The organism is Roseomonas sp. AR75, assembly GCF_005222815.1.
Classification (GTDB): Bacteria; Pseudomonadota; Alphaproteobacteria; order Acetobacterales; family Acetobacteraceae; genus Falsiroseomonas.
The window spans coordinates 533,742-550,846 of the sequence record NZ_STGB01000006.1; the positions used below are offsets into that span (position 1 = coordinate 533,742).

The following is a 17,105-nucleotide window of genomic DNA, read 5'->3' on the forward strand; positions in this document are numbered from 1 at the left end:
AGCAGCCTGCGGTTGCACGTCGACGCCGGGCGCTGGCGGCCATCACGCGCGCGGCGCACGCCGCGCGCGACAGCGTAAGAAAGCCGCGCTACGCGGCGCGGCGGAACACGATGCTGGCGTTGGTGCCGCCGAAGCCGAAGCTGTTCGACAGCGCGACCTCGATCTTCCGCTCCTGCGCCTGATTCGCCACGCGGTCGATCGGGCTCTCGCGAGAGGGATTGTCCAGGTTGAGTGTCGGCGGGGCGATGCCGTCGCGGATCGCCATGATGGAGAAGATGCCCTCCACGGCACCCGCGGCACCCAGCAGGTGGCCGACGGCCGACTTGGTCGAGGACATCGCGAGCCCCTTCGCCGCGTCGCCCCAGAGCCGCTCGACCGCGCCCAGTTCGATGTCGTCGCCCATCGGCGTGGAGGTGCCGTGCGCGTTCACGTACTGCACCTGGTCCGGCCGCACGCCGGCCGAAGCGAGCGCCGCCCGCATCGAGCGATAGGCGCCATCGCCGTCCTCGCTTGGCGCGGTGATGTGGTGCGCGTCGCCGGACATGCCGTAGCCCACCACCTCGGCGTAGATCTTCGCGCCGCGCTTCTTCGCGTGCTCGTATTCCTCGAGCACCACCACGCCCGCGCCCTCGCCCATGACGAAGCCGTCGCGGTCCTTGTCCCAGGGGCGGGAGGCCTTGGTCGGCGTGTCGTTGAAGGCGGTGGAAAGCGCGCGGGAGGCGCAGAAGCCGGCCATGCCGATCTCGCTGACCGCCGCCTCGGCGCCGCCGGCGACCATCACGTCGGCATCGCCGAGCGCGATCAGCCGGGCCGCGTCGCCGAGCGCATGCACGCCGGTGGCGCAGGCCGTGACCACGGAATGGTTCGGTCCCTTGAAGCCGTAGCGGATCGAGACATGGCCGGAGGCCAGGTTGATGAGCGCGGAGGGGATGAAGAAGGGCGAGAGGCGGCGCGTCTTGCCCTGGAAGATCTGCACCGACGCCTCGTAGATGGTCGGCAGCCCGCCGATGCCGGAGCCGATCATCACGCCGGTGCGGACGCGGGATTCCTCGTCCTCCGGCAGCCAGCCGGCGTCCTGCACCGCTTCCTCCGCCGCGACGAGCGCGAGCTGGATGAAGCGGTCCATCTTCTTGACGTCCTTGACCGGGATCCACTCCGCGACGTCAAGCTTGCCCTCGGATTTCGGCCCCTGCGGCACCTGGCCGGCGACCTTCGATGGCAGCGCGCTGACATCGAAGGACTGGATGGCGCCGAGGCCGGATTCACCGGCCGTCATGCGCTTCCAGACATGCTCCACGCCGAGCCCGAGCGGGCAGGCGATTCCCATGCCCGTGACAACGACGCGCCGGGGCGCCGCAAGATGACCGAACACGCCCGATTTCCCCCTGCCTTGCCGTGCGAAAGCGGGCGGCTCAGGCCGCCTTCTGCTTCTCGATGTAGTCGATCGCGTCCTTGACGGTGGTGATCTTCTCGGCGGCGTCGTCCGGGATCTCGACCCCGAAGGCCTCCTCGAACGCCATGACCAGCTCGACCGTGTCGAGGCTGTCGGCGCCGAGGTCGTCGATGAAGGACGCCTCCGGCGTGACCTTCGCCTCTTCCACGCCGAGGTGCTCCACGACGATCTTCTTCACCTTCTCCGCGGTGTCGCTCATGGACCGGGGTCTCTCCTGCTGCGGTCGTGCCGTGCCCGCCTGGTGCGGGGCGGTTCCTTGTAGGCTGTCCGAAACGCCATGCCGAGCCTGCGGGCGCGGCCGCCCGGGACCGGGAGGCCGGGGCGGCGCGGCTCTAACATGGAAGCGTCACTTGGCCTAGGCGCGCGCGATGTGCAAGCGGTCGTGTCCAACTCCCGGGGGCGCCGGCCCCACCCCCCCGCGCCGCAGCCTTCCGGACCATTGGACGCTGGATGCCGGCTGCCGTAGCGTAAATGCCGGCCGATGCAAGTAATGACCCTGCCCTCCGTGCTGCGCGTCCGGCCCGGCGAGAGCCATCCCGGCCGGGACGGGCTGTTCGGGCGCGTGCACGCCTTCCGGCTGGTGCCGGGGCGCGAGGGCAGCATGGAGGTGCGCACAGTCCAGCTCGGCGCGGCCACCATCGGGATCGTCGAGTCGGTGGGCCATGACATCGCGCTCGACGAGCCGGCCCGCCTCACCTTCCTTGTGCCGCTTGCCGGCGGGCTTGGCGTGGATGCCGGGCGTGGCCGGCTGGAGGCGCGGTCGGGCGGCGGCCTTCTGCTCGGCACCGGCCATCGTTCCACGCAGGTGCGGGCGCCGCGATCGGGCCTGTTCCGGGCGCTGGTCGCGATGACGCCGTGCCGGTCCGACCCCGATGGCGGTCCGGCGGAGACGCCGTTCCGGACCGTGCCGCGGCTCGGCGCGGAACCGGCGGCGCGCGCGCTGACCGCCTATCTGCACTACCTCGCCCGGGAGCTTGTCCGGCCGGACGGTGCGCTGAAGCGCCCCACGACCCGCCGCGCCGCGGGGGCGCTGATCCTCGACCTGATGGCCGAGCTGGACCAGGTCGGGGCCGGGACGCCAGCGTCCGGATCAGGCGCGGCCGAAGGCCGGGTTCGCCTGGCCGAAGGCTACATGGAGGCGAGGGCGGGGGACGAATTGACGATGGCCGAGGTGGCGCGCGCGGCGGGCATCGGGGTGCGGGCGCTGCAACTGGATTTCCAGCGCATCCGGGGCATGTCGCCGCGGGCGGTCCTGCACCGCTTCAGGCTGGAACGCGCCTATGCCCGCCTCCTTGCCGGCGATCCCGCGACGACGGTGACGGACATCGCCCTGCTCTGCGGCTTCACCCATCTCGGCCGCTTCGCGGCGTCCTATCGCGCCCGATTCGGCGAGACCCCCTCCGAGACGCTGGCGCGCGGGCGGCGCTGATCCGCGCCGATTCGCTTTGCGGACAGGCCGCTTCGCAAAGCGGATTTCCGGCTCCCGCGCGGCCTGCCAGACCTTCCGCAACGGGTTCTGCACGGTGCCGGATCGGCCGGCAGGGTGCGGCCCTGACGAAGGGATGGGCCACGCCATGCTGCACCGCCTCCTGCTTGCCGCCAGCCTGCTCGGTACCGGTCTCGGGCTCGTTGGCTGCAACCAGCCGCCCCCGCCTGCGGCCTCGACGCCCCCGGCCGCGGCAACGCCCGCCGCGGCCAGCGCGCCGGCCGCCCCCGCCCGCCCGGCCGCGCCCAGCGTCGCCGACCTGGTGGGCGCGCGCGGTTCCAGCGGCGAATCGGAACTGCAGTCGCGCGGCTATACGCCGGCGCGCACCCGGGGGCTCACCGCCTATTGGTGGCACCTGGGCGGCGCCTGCGTGCGGGTCGTGACCAACCAGGGCCGCTACCAGACCGTGGAGAACGTCGCTGCCTCGAATTGCGGGCACTGACGCAAGCCCCGCCATGCCGCGCCCCCCGCGGCATGGCGGGCACCCACCTTCCCCGAGGGAGCGACGCGATGCGCCTGTCCGCCAGCCTGCTCGGCACGATCCTTCTGCTGCTCGGCCAGATCGCGCCGGCCGCGGCGGATGATCCGGTCCGGCATGTGCGCGTGCATTTCGAGCGCGGCACCAGCGGCGCGACCCTGAACGGCCATGTCGAGGGACGGGAGAGCATCGAATACAAGCTCAATGCCCGGCAGGGGCAGATGATGCGTGTGGACCTGCAATCGCGCAGCACCGCCGTGTATTTCAACATCTTCGAGCCGGGGCGCCGGCCGGGCAGGGATGCCGCGCTCTTCATCGGCGAGACCGGCGGCAACAGCGCCGAGTTCCGCACCGCGCATGCAGGCGACTACCTCGTGCAGGTGTTCCTGGTCCGCGCGGCGGCGCGGCGCGGCGAGAGCGCGGCGTATTCGGTGCGCTTCGCCATCACGGGCGACAGCCCCCAGGCGCAGGCGGCGCATGCCGCGCCGCGACCCTCGACGGATGCCCGTGTGCCGGGCACCGCGTTCAACGCCACCGGCGAGATCCCCTGCGCCCGCGAACGCGGCCAGCCGATGGGCTCCTGCCGATTCGGCGTGCGGCGGGAGGGCAACGGCAATGGCGCGATCACCGTCTTCTGGCCGGGTGGCGGGAACCGCGTGATCTTCTTCGAGGACAACACGCCGATGCGTTTCGATGAATCGCAGGCCGATGGCGGTGCCCGCATGACGGTCGGGCACGAGGCGGACCTCTATCAGGTCCGCATCGGCAACCAGCGCTTCGAGATCCCCGAGGCGGTGATGACCGGCGGCTGAGCGCGCTGCCGACCGGCCGGATTCCGTGCTTCCGGCGGGGAGGGCGCGCCTCAGAACATCGCCATTCCGCCATTGACGTGGATGGTCTGCCCGGTGACCCAGCCGGCCTCGGCGCTGGCCAGGTAGACCACCGCCGCGGCCACGTCCTCGGGATTGCCCATCTTCTGCGTGGGGATGCGCGACAGCAGCGTGGTCCGCGCCGCTTCCGGCAGCGCATCCGTCATGGCGGTCTTCACGAAGCCGGGGGCCACCACGTTCACCGTGACGCCGCGTGTCGCGACCTCCTGGGCGAGGGACTTCGACATGCCGATCAGCCCGGCCTTGGCGGCGGCGTAGTTCGCCTGGCCGGCATTGCCGGTGACGCCGACGATGGAGGCGATGGAGACCACGCGACCCCAGCGCTTCTTCATCATCCCCCGCAGCGCCGACCGCGCCAGCCGGAAGGGGGCGTTCAGATCCACCTCCAGCACCGCGTTCCAGTCGGCGTCGCCCATGCGCAGCGCCAGCATGTCCCGCGTGAAGCCGGCATTGTTGACCAGGATGTCGAGGCTGCCGGCCTCCGCCTCGATCTTCTCGACCAGCGCGGCCGGCGCGGCGGGGTCGGTCAGGTCGGCCGGCGCCACGATCACCCGCGCGCCGCCGAGCGACTCGGCCACGCGGGCCAGTTCCGCCTCGCGCCGACCGGTGATGGCGACGGTCGCGCCCTGGCCGTGCAGCGCCTTGGCGATCGCCTCGCCGATGCCGCCGGTTGCCCCCGTGACGAGGGCGACCTTGCCCGTCAGATCGAACATGGTGCGGCCCTCCCTCTCAGAGCGTCTTGAGAAAAGCTTCGACATCGGCGGGCGTGCCGACGGCCTCGGCCTTCGCCTCGGGTGCGAGACGCTTCATCAGGCCGGTCAGCACCTTGCCGGAGCCGATCTCGACGAAGCGGTCGCAGCCCATGCCGGCCATCGCCAGGATGCATTCGCGCCAGCGCACCGTGCCGGTGACCTGCTTCACCAGCAGGTCGCGGATCTCCGCCGGGTCGGTCGCCTTGGCGGCGGTGACGTTGGCGACCACCGGCACGACGGGGGCGCGCATCGCCGCGCGGTCCAGCGCCTCCGCCATCACATCGGCGGCGGGCGCCATCAGGGCGGAATGGAAGGGTGCCGAGACGGGAAGCTTCATAGCCCGCTTCACCCCGGTTTCCTTCGCCTTCTCGATGGCGCGGTCCACCGCGGCGGCGGCGCCGGAGATCACGATCTGCCCGCCGCCATTGTCGTTGGCGACCTCCACCACCTCGCGCTTGCCCGTCTCGGGGTCGGTCGCGGCGGCAGCGCAGATCTCGCGCGCCTGGTCGAATTCGGCGCCGAGCAACGCGGCCATCGCGCCGGTGCCGGGCGGCGTCGCCTTCTGCATCGCCTCCCCGCGCAGGCGCAGCAGGCGCGCGGCGGTGGGGATGTCGAAGGTGCCGGCGGCGGCCAGCGCGGCGTATTCGCCGAGGGAATGGCCGGCCACCAGCGCCACCTTGTCGCGCAGCGCGAAGCCGCCTTCCTTCTCGATGACGCGCAGCACGGCGAGGGAGACCGCCATCAGCGCGGGCTGGGCATTGGCGGTGAGCGTCAGCTCCTCGGCCGGGCCCTCGAACATCAGGCGGGAGAGCTTCTGCTTGAGGGTCTCGTCCACCTCCTCGAACACCTCGCGGGCGACGGGGAAAGCGGCAGCGAGGTCGCGGCCCATGCCGGGGGCCTGGGAGCCCTGGCCGGGAAAGGTGAAGGCGAGCGCCATGACGGAGCCGTGATCCTGGCGGTTGGAGGTCGGGCCGCCTAGGGCGAGGAAAGGGGGGGCGTCAAGGGGCGGGGCTTCCGCCTCGCCCCGCCGCGGGCGCTCAGGGGAAGATCCGCGCCCAATCCTGCTTCATGGAAATCAGCTGCCAGCCGCGGCGCGGCGCCTCGTCCATCGCGCGGGCCAGATGGCCGATCTGGCTCTCCCGGTCATAGGCGTATTCGCGCTCGGCATCGTCGTGATGAACGATCATGCCGAGCCGCTTGCCCGATCCTTCCGTGGCGTATTGCAGCATCTGGAAGTCGCCGTCGGAATTGCCGAAGGCGGCGATCGGCCGCTGGCCGATCTGGCGGGCGATGCCCACCGGCTTGCCCGGCCCGTCATCGACGAAGTCCACCGAGGGCTCGCGCGTCAGCACCACGCGCCCGTCGCGCTCGCCCGGCTTCAGCGCGAAGGTGGAGCCCACCACGCGCCAGGGCGGGATGCCGTAGGTCGCCTGGCTGAAGGCGCGGACGAACTCCACGCCCCCGCCGGTGACGATGAAGCAGGTGAAGCCGCTCGCCTTCAGGAAGGCCAGCACCTCCAGCATCGGCTGGTAGACGAGCTGCGTGTAGGGCCGCTGCCAGCGCGAATCGCGCGCGGTGGCGAGCCAGTCCGCGGCGACGCTGCCGAATTCCTCCGGCGTGTTCCCGGCCTGCGCGGCGCCGGCCAGGCGCATGATCCCGTGCACGCCGCCGGCCGCGACTCCGCGCAGGTCTCCGGCGACCGCGGCGCGGAACACCGGGTCATGCGTCCAGTCCGGGTGCTGCGCCGCCAGCGCCTTCATGCGGTCCATGATGAAGAGGACCTGCGTGTAGACCGGCTGTTCCACCCAGAGCGTGCCGTCATTGTCGAAGGTGGCGATGCGGCTCTCCGGGGGCACGAAATCCGGCCCGCCCTCCCGCGTGACCGCGCCGACGAAATCGCGCAGCGCCTGCTTGCGCGGCCCGTCGCGCCAGGAGGGCAGGGGATCGGCCGGCTGGGCCTGCGCGCGCGCGAGGAGGGGCGCGGCGGCAAGGCCGAGGGCGGAGAGGCTCAGCGCCCGCCGTGTCAGTGCGAAGGGTCTGTTGCCTGTCATGGGCGATGCTCCTCCCGCGGGTGTCATGCCGGTGTCGTGCCGGACGCGGCGACGGATCATGCTTCGCCGCCGCGTCCGCGCAACACTACTGATTCATGCGCCGCCCACGTTCGATCGCCCGCTCCACCTGCTGCTTCACCTCCTCCATGTTGAAGGACGCTCCTCTCTGCATCGGGGGGAACTCGACGAAGGTCTCAGCATAGCGCGCGACCTCCTGCTGCACGAAGACGAATCGCCAGAACTCATGGACGTAGAACTGATAGAAGTTGAGCGTCCCGTTCGCGCCGTTCGGCATGCCCAGGCGCTCGAAGGGATCGAGGCGGAGATTGGTGATGATCGGCCAGTCGAGCTGCACGGTGCCGCCCAGCCAGCCCTGCGGCTGGTCGAGGAAGCGGTATTTGTAGTCGCCGATGCGCACCGCGGCGAGCTGCGTCTGGGTGAAGTAGAAGATCTCGTTGCGGCTGCTCGGGCCCCGGCCGGTGATCAGGTGCGTCTGGTCGTAGCCGTCGAGATGCACCTTGTAGCTCGTGCCGTTGAGATCCTTGCCCTGGCGCAGCTCCGTCTTGATGTCGGCGTTGCCGGCGAGGCTCACGAAGGTGGGGAACCAGTCGAGACCGGAGATGAGCCCGTTCTCGACCTTGCCGGCGGGGATGCGGTTCGGCCAGCGTGCGATGCAGGGCACGCGGAAGCCGCCTTCCAGGCCCATGCCCTTGGCGCCGGCGAAGGGCGTGTTGCCGCCATCGGGCCAGGTGAAGGTCTCCGCGCCGTTGTCGGTGGTGAAGACGACGATGGTGTTGTCGTCCAGCCCCTGCCTGCGCAGATGCTCCATCACCGCGCCGACATTGTCGTCGAGCTGCTTCATCCCCGCCTCGTATTCGTACCAGCCATTCTGGCCGTTGCGCTGGCCCTGGTAGTGCGGGGAGAGATGCGTGATGACGTGCATGCGCGTCGGGTTCATCCAGCAGAAGAACGGCTTGCCCGCCTGCACGGAGCGGTCGATGAAGTCCTTGACGTTCTCCGTGATGGCTTCGTCGAAGGTCTGCATGTTGTAGCGGATGCCGTCCATCGGGCGCGGCGGCAGCGGTCCCTCGTCGATGATGCGCTGCTTGCCCACCTTGCCCCAGCGCGGCTGCTCGGTGGGATCGTCCACATTGGTGGCGAAGCTGCGCACCAGGTTGCGCGGCCCGACGCGGTCCTTCAGCTCCTGCGGGTAGGAGAACCAGAACGGGTCCTCCATCGCGTCGAGATGGTAGAGGTAGCCGAAGAACTCGTCGAAGCCGTGCAGGGTCGGCAGGTATTCGTTCCGGTCGCCGAGGTGGTTCTTGCCGAACTGGCCGGTGGCGTAGCCCATCGCCTTCAGCGCCGTCGCGATGGTGGGCGCCGCGGCCGGCATGCCCACCGTCGCGCCGGCCTGGCCCACCGTGGTGAGGCCGGTGCGGATCGGCAACTCGCCCGTGATGAAGTTGGCGCGGCCGGCGGTGCAGGAGGCTTCCGCGTAATAGTCGGTGAACAGCATGCCCTCCGCGGCGAGCCTGTCGAGGTTCGGCGTCGAGGTGTTCATGATGCCGCGGTTGTACGCGCCGATGTTGAACCAGCCGACATCGTCGGCCATGATGAACAGGATGTTGGGCTGACGTCGCGCGCCTGTTGTCGCGGCCGGCGCCGCGGCCGGAGCGGGCGCGCCCGGCCTTGGCTGCGCCAGTGCGGGGCCACCGAGTGCGGCGCTTGCTGCCAGGGCGCTGCCGCCAAGCAGCAGGCTGCGGCGGGAATTGCGTCGTTCCATGTCATGTCCCTCCGATACTAGAGTACTGAGCGCGCAATCAGCCGCCCCGCCGATCGCGATGGATGCAGTGGAAGCCGACATGGCTCATGCCGGTGTCCACCATCCGCGGTTGCCGCGTCGCCGGCCGGTCGAGGCGGCAGCGGGAGTGCGCGCATGAGACGCTGCCGCCCTTCACCACCTTGCGCGCGGTCGTAGCTGCCCTTCATTGCTGGCCCGAGCGGGACGCGGCAGGGCTTCGGCGGAGCGGCGGCATCGCGCGCGGCGAACCTGTCCGTGGTCCACTGCCAGACATTGCCGGCATCCGGGCGATCGCCCATGATTTCCACAATGGCAACGATCGCCACCAAGTCCCGCCCTCGCGTGTCGAAGAAAGGTTGCCACCGCCTGCGGCCCATCGCTAATGAGCAGAGCGCAATCTCGTCTTCCATCCAGGTTATGGCCTGAGTGGACCAGCGAAGTGTCGGCTCGATATGCTTGAAACCCGCGACCTTCGCCTGCTCCGCGCCATCGCGAGCAATGGCAGCCTGGTGCGCGCCGCGCGCGAACTCGGTGTCAGCCAGCCTGCGCTCACCCGCAGCCTCGCGGCGCTGGAGGCGAAGCTGCGCGGGCCCGTCTTCGAGCGTAGCCGCAAGGGCGTGATCCCCACCAATCTCGGTCGCGTGCTGCTGGCCGAAGCCGACGAGATCCTCCTCCGTCTGGAACGCCTCGAGCGTACGGCAACGGAAGCGAATGGCGGCAGCATGCGCGAATTGCGCATCGCAGCCGGCAACTACGTCACCGAAGCCGTGGGTGGCCGCGCTGCGGCACGCATGCTGGCGGTCCAGCCTTGCACCCGCGTGCGCCTCATTCCCGGCGACTGGGCGGACGTTCAGCGTCTGCTGAACGCGCGCGAGGCTTCGCTGGGCCTTCTCGACCTCGGCGGCTTCGACCGCGATTCCGGTCTTGAGGCGAAGGCGCTGCCGCCCCTGCCCGGCTTCTTTCTCGCGCGCCGCGGTCATCCGCTGAGCCGGCTCGACGCGCCGACGCTTGCCGACATCCTGGCTTGGCCCGTCATCCTGATCGGCCGCGTCACGCAGAACCTTCAGGGGCCGATGGTGACAGCCCGGGAGACTGCACGACTTGCCGCCCATGCGCATGCCGCCTTCCCGGCGATGGTGAACGAGAGCCCCGCCGCCGCGGTCAACCTGCTGCCGTACTGCGACGCCGTGCTGCCCCTCACCTTGCCGAATGCCGGCGCCGCCTTGCGCAGCGGTGAGGTGGTGCCGATCCGCTGGCGGGAGCCGTGGCTTTGCCTGCATCCCGGCGTCGTCCGGCTGCGCAACCGCCCCTTGGGTGAGGCGGAACGGGCTTTTCTCGATCTGTTGCAGGATGCCACGAGCATGGCCGAGGCCGAGAGTCGTGCCTTCCTGCAGGACCTCGGCCTGTCGGCGGAGTGCCTCTGAAGCAAGATCCGACCGGCTGTGAACGACCGACCGGATCTTGCAGCAGAAAGAGCGTTCGAGCGGCGCCCGTTCAGCCTCCCGACGCCGCCTCTTCCATCTGGCGCAGCACGCCTTCCAGGTTGAAGCTGTCCGGACGCTGGCGCGGCGGGAACTCCTTGAAGCTCTCGTAGAACTGCCGCGCCATCGCCTGCGCCGGCACGAACAGGTAGACGCGGTCCATCACCCAGTCATTGTAGGTGTTGCTGCTCTCGTCGGCGCGTTCGAAGGGGTCCATGCGCAGGTCGAACAGCTTCGGCACGCGCAGCGTCACGAAAGGCTCACGCCAAACGCCGAAGCCCACGCCGCGATTCTCCAGGAACACGACCTTCCAGCGCTCATAGCGCATCGCGACCATCGCGCCATCGTCGTTGAAGTAATAGAATTCCTTGCGCGGGCCTTCCTGCGTCTGGCCGGTGAGCACGGGAAGCTGGTTGTAGCCGTCCAGATGCACCTTGTAGGTGCGGCCCTGCGTCGTGAAACCCTGCAGCAGCTTCTGCTTGATGTCGGCATCGCCCGCCGCGGCCACCAGGGTGGGGAACCAATCGAGATTGGAGATGATGTTGTTGCTCACGCTGCCGGGCGCGATCCGGCCCGGCCAGCGCACGGCGCAGGCCGTGCGGAACGCGCCTTCCCAATTGCTGTTCTTCTCGCTGCGGAAGGGCGTGATGCCGGCATCGGGCCAGGTGTTGAAATGCGGGCCGTTGTCCGTGCCGTAGATGACGATGGTGTCGTTCGCCATGCCGAGGTCGTCGATCTTCTTCAGGATCTGCCCGACCTGGTCGTCATGCTGGAGCATGCCGTCGGCATACTCGTTGAGCCCCGAGCGGCCGCGGTAGTCCGCCGGCACATGCGTGCGGAAATGCATGCGGGTCGCGTTGAACCAGACGAACATCGGCTCGCTCGCGCGGTGCTTGCGGTCGATGAAGTCGAGGGCCGCGGTCAGGAACTCGCCGTCCACGGTTTCCATCCGCTTGCGCGTCAGCGGGCCGGTGTTCTCGATGCGCTGCGTCCCGTCCGGATTGGCGAAGGACTTGATGACGCCGCGCGGGCCGAAGCGGCGGCGGAACTCGGGGTTGCGCGGGTAGTCCTCGTTCTCCGGCTCCTCCTCGGCGTTCAGGTGATACAGGTTGCCGAAGAACTCGTCGAAGCCGTGCATGGTCGGCAGGTGTTCGTCGCGGTCGCCGAGGTGGTTCTTGCCGAACTGGCCCGTCGCGTAGCCCATCCCTTTCAGGATGCGCGCGATGGTCGGGTCCTCGGGCTTCATGCCGGCCTGCGCGCCGGGCAGCCCGACCTTGGAGAGGCCCGTGCGCACCGTCGCCTGGCCCGTGATGAAGGAAGACCGGCCGGCGGTGCAGGACTGCTCCGCGTAGTAGTCGGTGAAGCTCATGCCTTCGTTGAACACGCGGTCGATGTTGGGCGTGCGGTAGCCCATCTGGCCGCGGCTGTTGTAGCTGATGTTCCACCAGCCGACGTCGTCGCCCCAGATGACGATGATGTTCGGGCGCCGGGCGGCGCCACCGGCGGGCGCGGGCGCGGCCTGCTGCGCCTGGGCGAGTTGCGTGCCGGGCAGCGCGCCGGTCGCGAGCCCCGCGGCGCTGCCGAGCAGAATGTTACGGCGCGACGCCGCGCGCGTCTGGTCTGCCATCGTCGTCTTCTCCCTATGGTCCATTCGTCATGCGTCGCGGAGCACGCAGCGGAAGCCGATGTGGCTCATGCCCGTGTCCACCATCTGCGCGTGCCGCGCAGCAGGCCGATAGCGCCGGCAGTAGGAGGGCGCGCAGAGGAAGCTGCCGCCCTTCACCACCTTGCGCGGGATGCGGATGCGCGGCTGCGCGGGGTCGTAGCTGCCCTCCATCGCCGGTCCGCGCGGGTCGGCCGGGGCGCAGCAGGGCTTGGCGGGATCGGCGGCATGGCGCGCCGCGAACCAGTCCGTCGTCCACTGCCAGACATTGCCGGCCATGTCGTGCAGGCCGTAGCCGTTCGGCGGATAGCTGGCGACCGGTGCGGTGCTCGCATGGCCGTCGGCGGCGAAGTTGCGCCAGGGGAAGGGGCCCTGCCAGGTGTTTGCCATGTGCCGCCCGCCCGGCGTCAGCTCGTCGCCCCAGACGAACTCGGCGCCATCCAGGCCGCCGCGCGCGGCGAACTCCCATTCCGCCTCGGTCGGCAGGTCCTTGCCGGCCCAGCGGGCATAGGCCTCGGCATCCTCATAGGCCACCTGCACCACGGGATGGTCGGCCCGGGTCTCGATGTCGCTGCCGGGGCCTTCCGGGTGGCGCCAGCAGGCGCCCTTCGTCCAGTGCCACCAGTTCGCGATGACGGTGGTGTCCACCGGCCCATCCGTCATGCGGAAGACCAGCGCGCCCGCCGCCAGCATCCCCGGCTTCGCGCCCGGATAGGCGGCGGGATCGAGCGGCCGTTCCGCCACGGTGACGTAGCCGGTCGCGGCGACGAAGCGGGCGAACTCCGCGTTGGTCACCGTGGTGCGGTCCATCAGGAACGGGCTGACCGTCACGCGATGCGCCGGCCGCTCCTCAGGATAGTGGTGGTCGGAGCCCATCAGGAACGCGCCGCCGGGGATGCGGTGCATGCCCGCGGGCGCGGCTTCGGCGGTGATCGCGGCGGCGCTCGTCATGCTCGGCGACTCCCCTCCCTCGCAAATGTTGCCAAAACCCGAATGCCGCGCGCCAATGCCGGAACGGCAATCTTCGCTTGTCGCCGGAGGCATATGATCGAGGTCCGCGACCTCCGCCTGGTGCTGGAGATCCATCGCCAGGGCAGCCTGGTGCGGGCGGCGCGCGTGCTGAACGTCGGCCAGCCCGCCCTCACCCGCAGCCTGGCAGCGCTGGAAGCCCGGATGCGTGGCCCGCTGTTCGAGCGTCACCGGCAGGGCGTCATCCCGACCAATCTCGGCCGCGCCCTGCTGGCCCAGGCGGAGGACATCCTCGGCCGGCTGGAGCAGGTGGAGCGCGGCATGGCGGAAGTGCGCGGCGGCTCGGTGCGCGACCTCTCGGTGATCGCCGGCAACTATGTGCTGGAAGCCGTCGGCATGACCGCCGCGATGCGCATGATCCCGCTCTACCCGCGGGTGCGGCTGAAGCTGTTGGGCGGCAACTGGGCCGATGTGCCGCGCGTGCTGCTGGCGCGCGAGGCGACGCTCGGCCTGCTCGACCTGCGCGGTGCCGAGCTCGATCCCGGGCTGGAAGTGGAGCCGCTGCGGCGCCAGCCGGGCGTCTTCGTCGTCCGCCCTGGCCATCCGCTGGCGCAGCGGCCGGACATCGGGCTGCCCGACATCCTCTCCTATCCCTTCATGTTCATCGCGCGCGCGCCGCAGGCCGTGCAGGGCCACATGGCCGCCGCGCGCGAGGCAGCCCGCGCGGCCGGCTCGGCGCATCCCGCCTTCCCCGCCATCATGCATGACAGCCCGACGGTCGCCGTCGCATCGCTGCGGCATGGCGACGCCGTGGCGGCGGCGACGCTGCCGATCGCCCTGCCGGCGCTGCGCGCGGGCAGCGTGGTGGCGCTGCGCTGGCGCGAACCCTGGCTGTCCTTGCATCCCGGCGTGATCCGCCTGCGCGGACGGCCGGCGCAGGAGGCGGAGCAGGCCTACCTGGACCTGCTGCGCGACGCCGACGCCGAAGCCGAGCGCGAGGCGCGGGAATGGTGCGCGGCGAACGGCCTGTCGGCCGAGTGCGGCTGAACGGGGCTGGCCCTGCGCTTCGGAAAGGCTTGCCCCGGCCCGGCAGCAGTCCTATACGCCCCGCTTCCCTGCCGGGACCCGAGGCATCGGTCCCGGCTATGCCCGCTTGCGCGCGGTCCGGCCACGGGGCCGGATCGCCGCAAACAGGATCGCGGCACGGGTCGCGCCTGGGGCTGAGCCAGCCGAAGGGAGACCCGATGCCACTCTACGAATGCGTGCTGATCGCACGCAACGACGTCACGCAGCAGCAGGTCGAGGCCATCGCCGACCAGGTCGAGCAGACGCTCAAGGCCGGGGGCGGCGAGGTGCGCAAGCGCGAATACTGGGGCCTGCGCGGCCTGGCCTACAAGATCAAGAAGAACCGCAAGGCGCATTACATGCTGCTCGGCGTGTCTTCCCCGCCGGCCGCCCTGCAGGAAGCGGAGCGCCAGCTCGGCCTGCATGAGGACGTGCTGCGCACCCTGACCATCCGCGTCGAGGAGCTGGAGGAAGGCCCGTCCGCCATCCTGGCCCGTCGCGGCGAGGATCGCGAGCGCGACCGCGGCTTCCGCGGTCCCCGTCCGGCCGGGCGCTTCAGCTCGGGCCGCGGCGGCGGACGCGAGCGCGACGACCGCGAGGAATTCCGCGCGCGCCCGCGCGAGGAAATGGACACCGGCATGGACGGGGAGTGAGCCAACATGTCCGACGCCGCTGACGACACCGCCCTGAGCCCCGCCGGGCGCCGCCCGGCCGTGGGCGCCCGCCGCCCCTTCTATCGGCGCAAGAAGTCCTGCCCCTTCTCCGGCCCGAACGCGCCGAAGATCGACTACAAGGACGTCCGCCTGCTGTCCCGCTTCCTGTCGGAGCGCGGCAAGATCGTGCCGAGCCGCATCACCGCGGTCAGCGCGAAGAAGCAGCGCGAGCTGGCGAACGCCATCAAGCGCGCCCGCTTCCTGGCGCTGCTGCCCTACGTGATCAACGACTGATCCGGGGAGCATAGGACCATGATCGAACTGATCCTGATGCAGCGCGTGGAGAAGCTCGGCCAGATGGGCGAGCTGGTGAAGGTGAAGCCCGGCTTCGCCCGCAACTACCTCCTGCCCCAAGGCAAGGCGATCCGCGCCAGCAAGGAGAACCTGGCCCGCTTCGAGAAGGAGCGTGCCCAGCTCGAGGCGCAGAACATCAAGCGCCGCGAGGAGGCGGAGCGCGTCGCCGAGCGCGTCTTCGGGCTTTCCGTGGTGATCATCCGCGCGGCCGGCGAGAGCGGCAGCCTCTACGGCTCCGTCTCGTCCCGCGACATCGCCGATGCCTGCAAGGCGCAGGGCGGCCTGACGGTGGACCGCAGCCAGGTGCTGCTGGAGCAGCCGATCAAGACCACCGGCATCGTGCAGGTCCGCGTCGAGCTCCACCCGGAGGTGATCATCCCGGTGGGCGTCAACGTGGCGCGTTCGCAGGAAGAGGCCGAGAAGCAGGCCCGCGGCGAGGACCTCCGCGCTGCCGAGCAGTCCGAGGCGGAGAGCCTGGAGGCCGAGCTGGCCGCCGAACTCGCCGAGCTCGGCTCCGCGATGGATCGCTGAGCACGGCCGACCGGGCCTCGGCCGCGTCCTGCGGCCGATCGGTTTGAAACGGGGCGGATCGGGGGCAACCCTGATCCGCCCCGCGCTTTTCCGGCGCTGGAATCCCGTATGCAGCTCGCGTTATGCTTGCCGAAACGGGGATGACCGGCGGAAGGAACCCCGTGGCGGAAGGGGGGCGCGATGTTCCGCAGGCTCTTCGACAGCGCGATGGCGGGGTTCGTCCTCCACGGGCGTCTCACCGTCCACTACGCCGACGGCGCCGTTGCGCAATTCGGGCCGGGTGACGGCCCGGAAGCGGCCTTCCGCCTGCGCGATGCCGCGGCCACGCGCCGGCTGGTGCTGAACCCGGCGCTGGCCATGGGCGAGCTCTACATGGATGGCGGGCTGGAGCCGGTAGGCTGCGACATCGGCGCGCTGGTGGAACTGCTGGTGTTGAACCATTGGCAGGGCGGCAGCCATCCGATGGACCGCCTGCTGTCCATGGTGCGGCAGGCGAAGCGCCGGCTGGACCAGCTCAATCCCGTGCCGCGCGCGCGGCGCAACGTGGCGCATCACTACGACCTGGACCGGCGGCTGTTCAGCCTCTTCCTCGATCGCGACATGCAGTATTCCTGCGCCTACTACGCGCGCGGCGACGAGACGCTGGACGAGGCGCAGATTGCCAAGAAGCGGCACATCGCCGCGAAGCTGCGCCTCGACCGCCCGGGGCTCGAGGTGCTGGAGATCGGCTGCGGCTGGGGCGGCATGGCGATGACGCTGGCGCGCGATTGGGGCGCGCGGGTCACCGGCATCACGCTGAGCCAGGAACAGCTCGAGGTCGCCCGCCAGCGCGCGGCGGAAGCCGGGCTTTCCGATCGCTGCCGCTTCGCGCTGATGGACTATCGCGCCTGGGACCGGAAGGTGGACCGGGTGCTCTCCGTCGGGATGTTCGAGGCGGTGGGCCTGCTGCATTTCCGCCGCTACTTCGGGGTGATCCGGGACGCGATGAAGCCGGATGGCGTCGCGCTGGTGCATGCCATCGGCCGTGCCGCCGGCCCGGCCAACACCAATCCGTGGCTGGCGAAATACATCTTCCCCGGCGGCTATTCGCCGGCACTGTCGGAAGTCGTGCCGGCGGTCGAGAAGGCGGGGCTCTGGATCACGGATCTCGAGATCCTGCGCCTGCACTACGCCATGACCATCGCCGAATGGCGACGCCGCTTCGCGGCCAAGCGGGACGCCATCCAGTCGCTCTATGACGAGCGCTTCTGCCGGATGTTCGAATTCTACCTGGCAGGCTGCGAATTCACCTTCCGCCATGGCGACCACATGAACTGGCAGATCCAGCTCACGCGCGAGCGCATGGCGCTGCCGCTGACCCGCGACTGGATCATGGAGGCGGAGCGGCGTGCCGCGGCCGGCACGATCCTCCCCGCTATCCACACTCATCCCCAGGCGGAGGGGGGCGCGGCGACTCGGGCAGCGGTCTAGACTGGGGG

17 protein-coding genes are annotated in these 17,105 nt (G+C 70.3%); 9 read left to right on the forward strand and 8 right to left on the reverse strand.

All coding sequences use genetic code 11. The features are described from left to right. Positions 1-88: 88 nt before the first annotated feature. Both fabF and E4T13_RS27110 read right to left on the reverse strand, forming a co-directional pair. Entirely contained in the window at positions 89-1,372 is a 1,284-nt protein-coding gene (gene fabF / locus E4T13_RS27105) for a beta-ketoacyl-ACP synthase II (protein ID WP_137181459.1), read from the reverse strand. A gap of 40 nt (positions 1,373-1,412) precedes the next feature. Continuing rightward, positions 1,413-1,652, reverse strand: coding sequence for an acyl carrier protein (locus tag E4T13_RS27110; protein ID WP_137181460.1), 240 nt, complete (start codon positions 1,650-1,652; stop codon positions 1,413-1,415). A 291-nt stretch (positions 1,653-1,943) separates the two neighbouring features. Here E4T13_RS27110 and E4T13_RS30955 point away from each other — a divergent pair, with 291 nt between their 5' ends. The 3 genes from E4T13_RS30955 to E4T13_RS27125 all read left to right on the forward strand — a co-directional run bounded on the left by E4T13_RS30955 (position 1,944) and on the right by E4T13_RS27125 (position 4,229). Beyond that, on the forward strand, positions 1,944-2,882 hold the full coding sequence (locus E4T13_RS30955; protein ID WP_170985278.1) for a helix-turn-helix transcriptional regulator: 939 nt from the start codon (positions 1,944-1,946) through the stop codon (positions 2,880-2,882). A 145-nt stretch (positions 2,883-3,027) separates the two neighbouring features. After that, complete coding sequence (locus E4T13_RS30325) at positions 3,028-3,381, forward strand: hypothetical protein (RefSeq protein ID WP_206030317.1); 354 nt, start codon at positions 3,028-3,030, stop codon at positions 3,379-3,381. A gap of 68 nt (positions 3,382-3,449) precedes the next feature. Continuing rightward, positions 3,450-4,229, forward strand: coding sequence for a hypothetical protein (locus tag E4T13_RS27125; RefSeq protein ID WP_137181462.1), 780 nt, complete (start codon positions 3,450-3,452; stop codon positions 4,227-4,229). 50 nt (positions 4,230-4,279) lie between these two features. Here the strand turns inward: E4T13_RS27125 and fabG are convergent, their stop codons facing one another. From fabG to E4T13_RS27145, 4 genes are all read right to left on the reverse strand, one after another. After that, positions 4,280-5,020, reverse strand: a complete 741-nt coding sequence (gene fabG, locus E4T13_RS27130) for a 3-oxoacyl-[acyl-carrier-protein] reductase (RefSeq protein WP_137181463.1) — start codon at positions 5,018-5,020, stop codon at positions 4,280-4,282. A gap of 16 nt (positions 5,021-5,036) precedes the next feature. After that, positions 5,037-5,996, reverse strand: a complete 960-nt coding sequence (gene fabD, locus E4T13_RS27135; RefSeq protein WP_137181464.1) for an ACP S-malonyltransferase — start codon at positions 5,994-5,996, stop codon at positions 5,037-5,039. A gap of 100 nt (positions 5,997-6,096) precedes the next feature. Further along, positions 6,097-7,110: an HAD family phosphatase gene (locus tag E4T13_RS27140; RefSeq protein WP_137181465.1), complete on the reverse strand. Its 1,014-nt coding sequence runs from the start codon at positions 7,108-7,110 to the stop codon at positions 6,097-6,099. Between the two features lie 85 nt (positions 7,111-7,195). After that, entirely contained in the window at positions 7,196-8,893 is a 1,698-nt protein-coding gene (locus E4T13_RS27145) for an arylsulfatase (protein WP_137181466.1), read from the reverse strand. Positions 8,894-9,363: 470 nt separating this feature from the next. Between E4T13_RS27145 and E4T13_RS27155 the strand changes: the two genes are divergently transcribed. Continuing rightward, on the forward strand, positions 9,364-10,335 hold the full coding sequence (locus E4T13_RS27155; RefSeq protein WP_137181468.1) for a LysR family transcriptional regulator: 972 nt from the start codon (positions 9,364-9,366) through the stop codon (positions 10,333-10,335). 70 nt (positions 10,336-10,405) lie between these two features. On the opposite strand, the gene E4T13_RS27160 is transcribed toward E4T13_RS27155, so the two are convergent. After that, a complete protein-coding gene (locus tag E4T13_RS27160) occupies positions 10,406-12,019 on the reverse strand; it encodes an arylsulfatase (RefSeq protein WP_170985279.1) in 1,614 nt (537 codons plus the stop codon). Between the two features lie 27 nt (positions 12,020-12,046). Continuing rightward, positions 12,047-13,006, reverse strand: coding sequence for a formylglycine-generating enzyme family protein (locus E4T13_RS27165; RefSeq protein WP_137181470.1), 960 nt, complete (start codon positions 13,004-13,006; stop codon positions 12,047-12,049). Between the two features lie 93 nt (positions 13,007-13,099). Here E4T13_RS27165 and E4T13_RS27170 point away from each other — a divergent pair, with 93 nt between their 5' ends. The 5 genes from E4T13_RS27170 to E4T13_RS27190 all read left to right on the forward strand — a co-directional run bounded on the left by E4T13_RS27170 (position 13,100) and on the right by E4T13_RS27190 (position 17,097). Then, the gene (locus E4T13_RS27170) at positions 13,100-14,071 is read left to right on the forward strand and encodes a LysR family transcriptional regulator (RefSeq protein ID WP_170985280.1); all 972 of its coding nucleotides are present in this window, start codon (positions 13,100-13,102) and stop codon (positions 14,069-14,071) included. A gap of 197 nt (positions 14,072-14,268) precedes the next feature. Continuing rightward, complete coding sequence (gene rpsF, locus E4T13_RS27175; RefSeq protein WP_137181472.1) at positions 14,269-14,742, forward strand: 30S ribosomal protein S6; 474 nt, start codon at positions 14,269-14,271, stop codon at positions 14,740-14,742. A gap of 6 nt (positions 14,743-14,748) precedes the next feature. Next, on the forward strand, positions 14,749-15,036 hold the full coding sequence (rpsR, locus tag E4T13_RS27180; RefSeq protein WP_137181473.1) for a 30S ribosomal protein S18: 288 nt from the start codon (positions 14,749-14,751) through the stop codon (positions 15,034-15,036). 18 nt (positions 15,037-15,054) lie between these two features. Continuing rightward, on the forward strand, positions 15,055-15,627 hold the full coding sequence (rplI, locus tag E4T13_RS27185) for a 50S ribosomal protein L9 (RefSeq protein ID WP_137181474.1): 573 nt from the start codon (positions 15,055-15,057) through the stop codon (positions 15,625-15,627). 180 nt (positions 15,628-15,807) lie between these two features. Then, a complete protein-coding gene (locus tag E4T13_RS27190; RefSeq protein ID WP_137181475.1) occupies positions 15,808-17,097 on the forward strand; it encodes a cyclopropane-fatty-acyl-phospholipid synthase family protein in 1,290 nt (429 codons plus the stop codon). Positions 17,098-17,105: the final 8 nt, after the last annotated feature.

Bases quoted from the DNA above. Each gene is read 5' to 3' on its own strand.
- E4T13_RS27110 (WP_137181460.1), bottom strand. From the start codon at position 1,652: ATGAGCGACACCGCGGAGAAGGTGAAGAAGATCGTCGTGGAGCACCTC.
- E4T13_RS30955 (WP_170985278.1), top strand. From the start codon at position 1,944: ATGACCCTGCCCTCCGTGCTGCGCGTCCGGCCCGGCGAGAGCCATCCC.
- E4T13_RS30325 (WP_206030317.1), top strand. From the start codon at position 3,028: ATGCTGCACCGCCTCCTGCTTGCCGCCAGCCTGCTCGGTACCGGTCTC.
- E4T13_RS27125 (WP_137181462.1), top strand. From the start codon at position 3,450: ATGCGCCTGTCCGCCAGCCTGCTCGGCACGATCCTTCTGCTGCTCGGC.
- fabG (WP_137181463.1), bottom strand. From the start codon at position 5,020: ATGTTCGATCTGACGGGCAAGGTCGCCCTCGTCACGGGGGCAACCGGC.
- fabD (WP_137181464.1), bottom strand. From the start codon at position 5,996: ATGGCGCTCGCCTTCACCTTTCCCGGCCAGGGCTCCCAGGCCCCCGGC.
- E4T13_RS27140 (WP_137181465.1), bottom strand. From the start codon at position 7,110: ATGACAGGCAACAGACCCTTCGCACTGACACGGCGGGCGCTGAGCCTC.
- E4T13_RS27145 (WP_137181466.1), bottom strand. From the start codon at position 8,893: ATGGAACGACGCAATTCCCGCCGCAGCCTGCTGCTTGGCGGCAGCGCC.
- E4T13_RS27155 (WP_137181468.1), top strand. From the start codon at position 9,364: ATGCTTGAAACCCGCGACCTTCGCCTGCTCCGCGCCATCGCGAGCAAT.
- E4T13_RS27160 (WP_170985279.1), bottom strand. From the start codon at position 12,019: ATGGCAGACCAGACGCGCGCGGCGTCGCGCCGTAACATTCTGCTCGGC.
- E4T13_RS27165 (WP_137181470.1), bottom strand. From the start codon at position 13,006: ATGACGAGCGCCGCCGCGATCACCGCCGAAGCCGCGCCCGCGGGCATG.
- E4T13_RS27170 (WP_170985280.1), top strand. From the start codon at position 13,100: ATGATCGAGGTCCGCGACCTCCGCCTGGTGCTGGAGATCCATCGCCAG.
- rpsF (WP_137181472.1), top strand. From the start codon at position 14,269: ATGCCACTCTACGAATGCGTGCTGATCGCACGCAACGACGTCACGCAG.
- rpsR (WP_137181473.1), top strand. From the start codon at position 14,749: ATGTCCGACGCCGCTGACGACACCGCCCTGAGCCCCGCCGGGCGCCGC.
- rplI (WP_137181474.1), top strand. From the start codon at position 15,055: ATGATCGAACTGATCCTGATGCAGCGCGTGGAGAAGCTCGGCCAGATG.
- E4T13_RS27190 (WP_137181475.1), top strand. From the start codon at position 15,808: ATGTTCCGCAGGCTCTTCGACAGCGCGATGGCGGGGTTCGTCCTCCAC.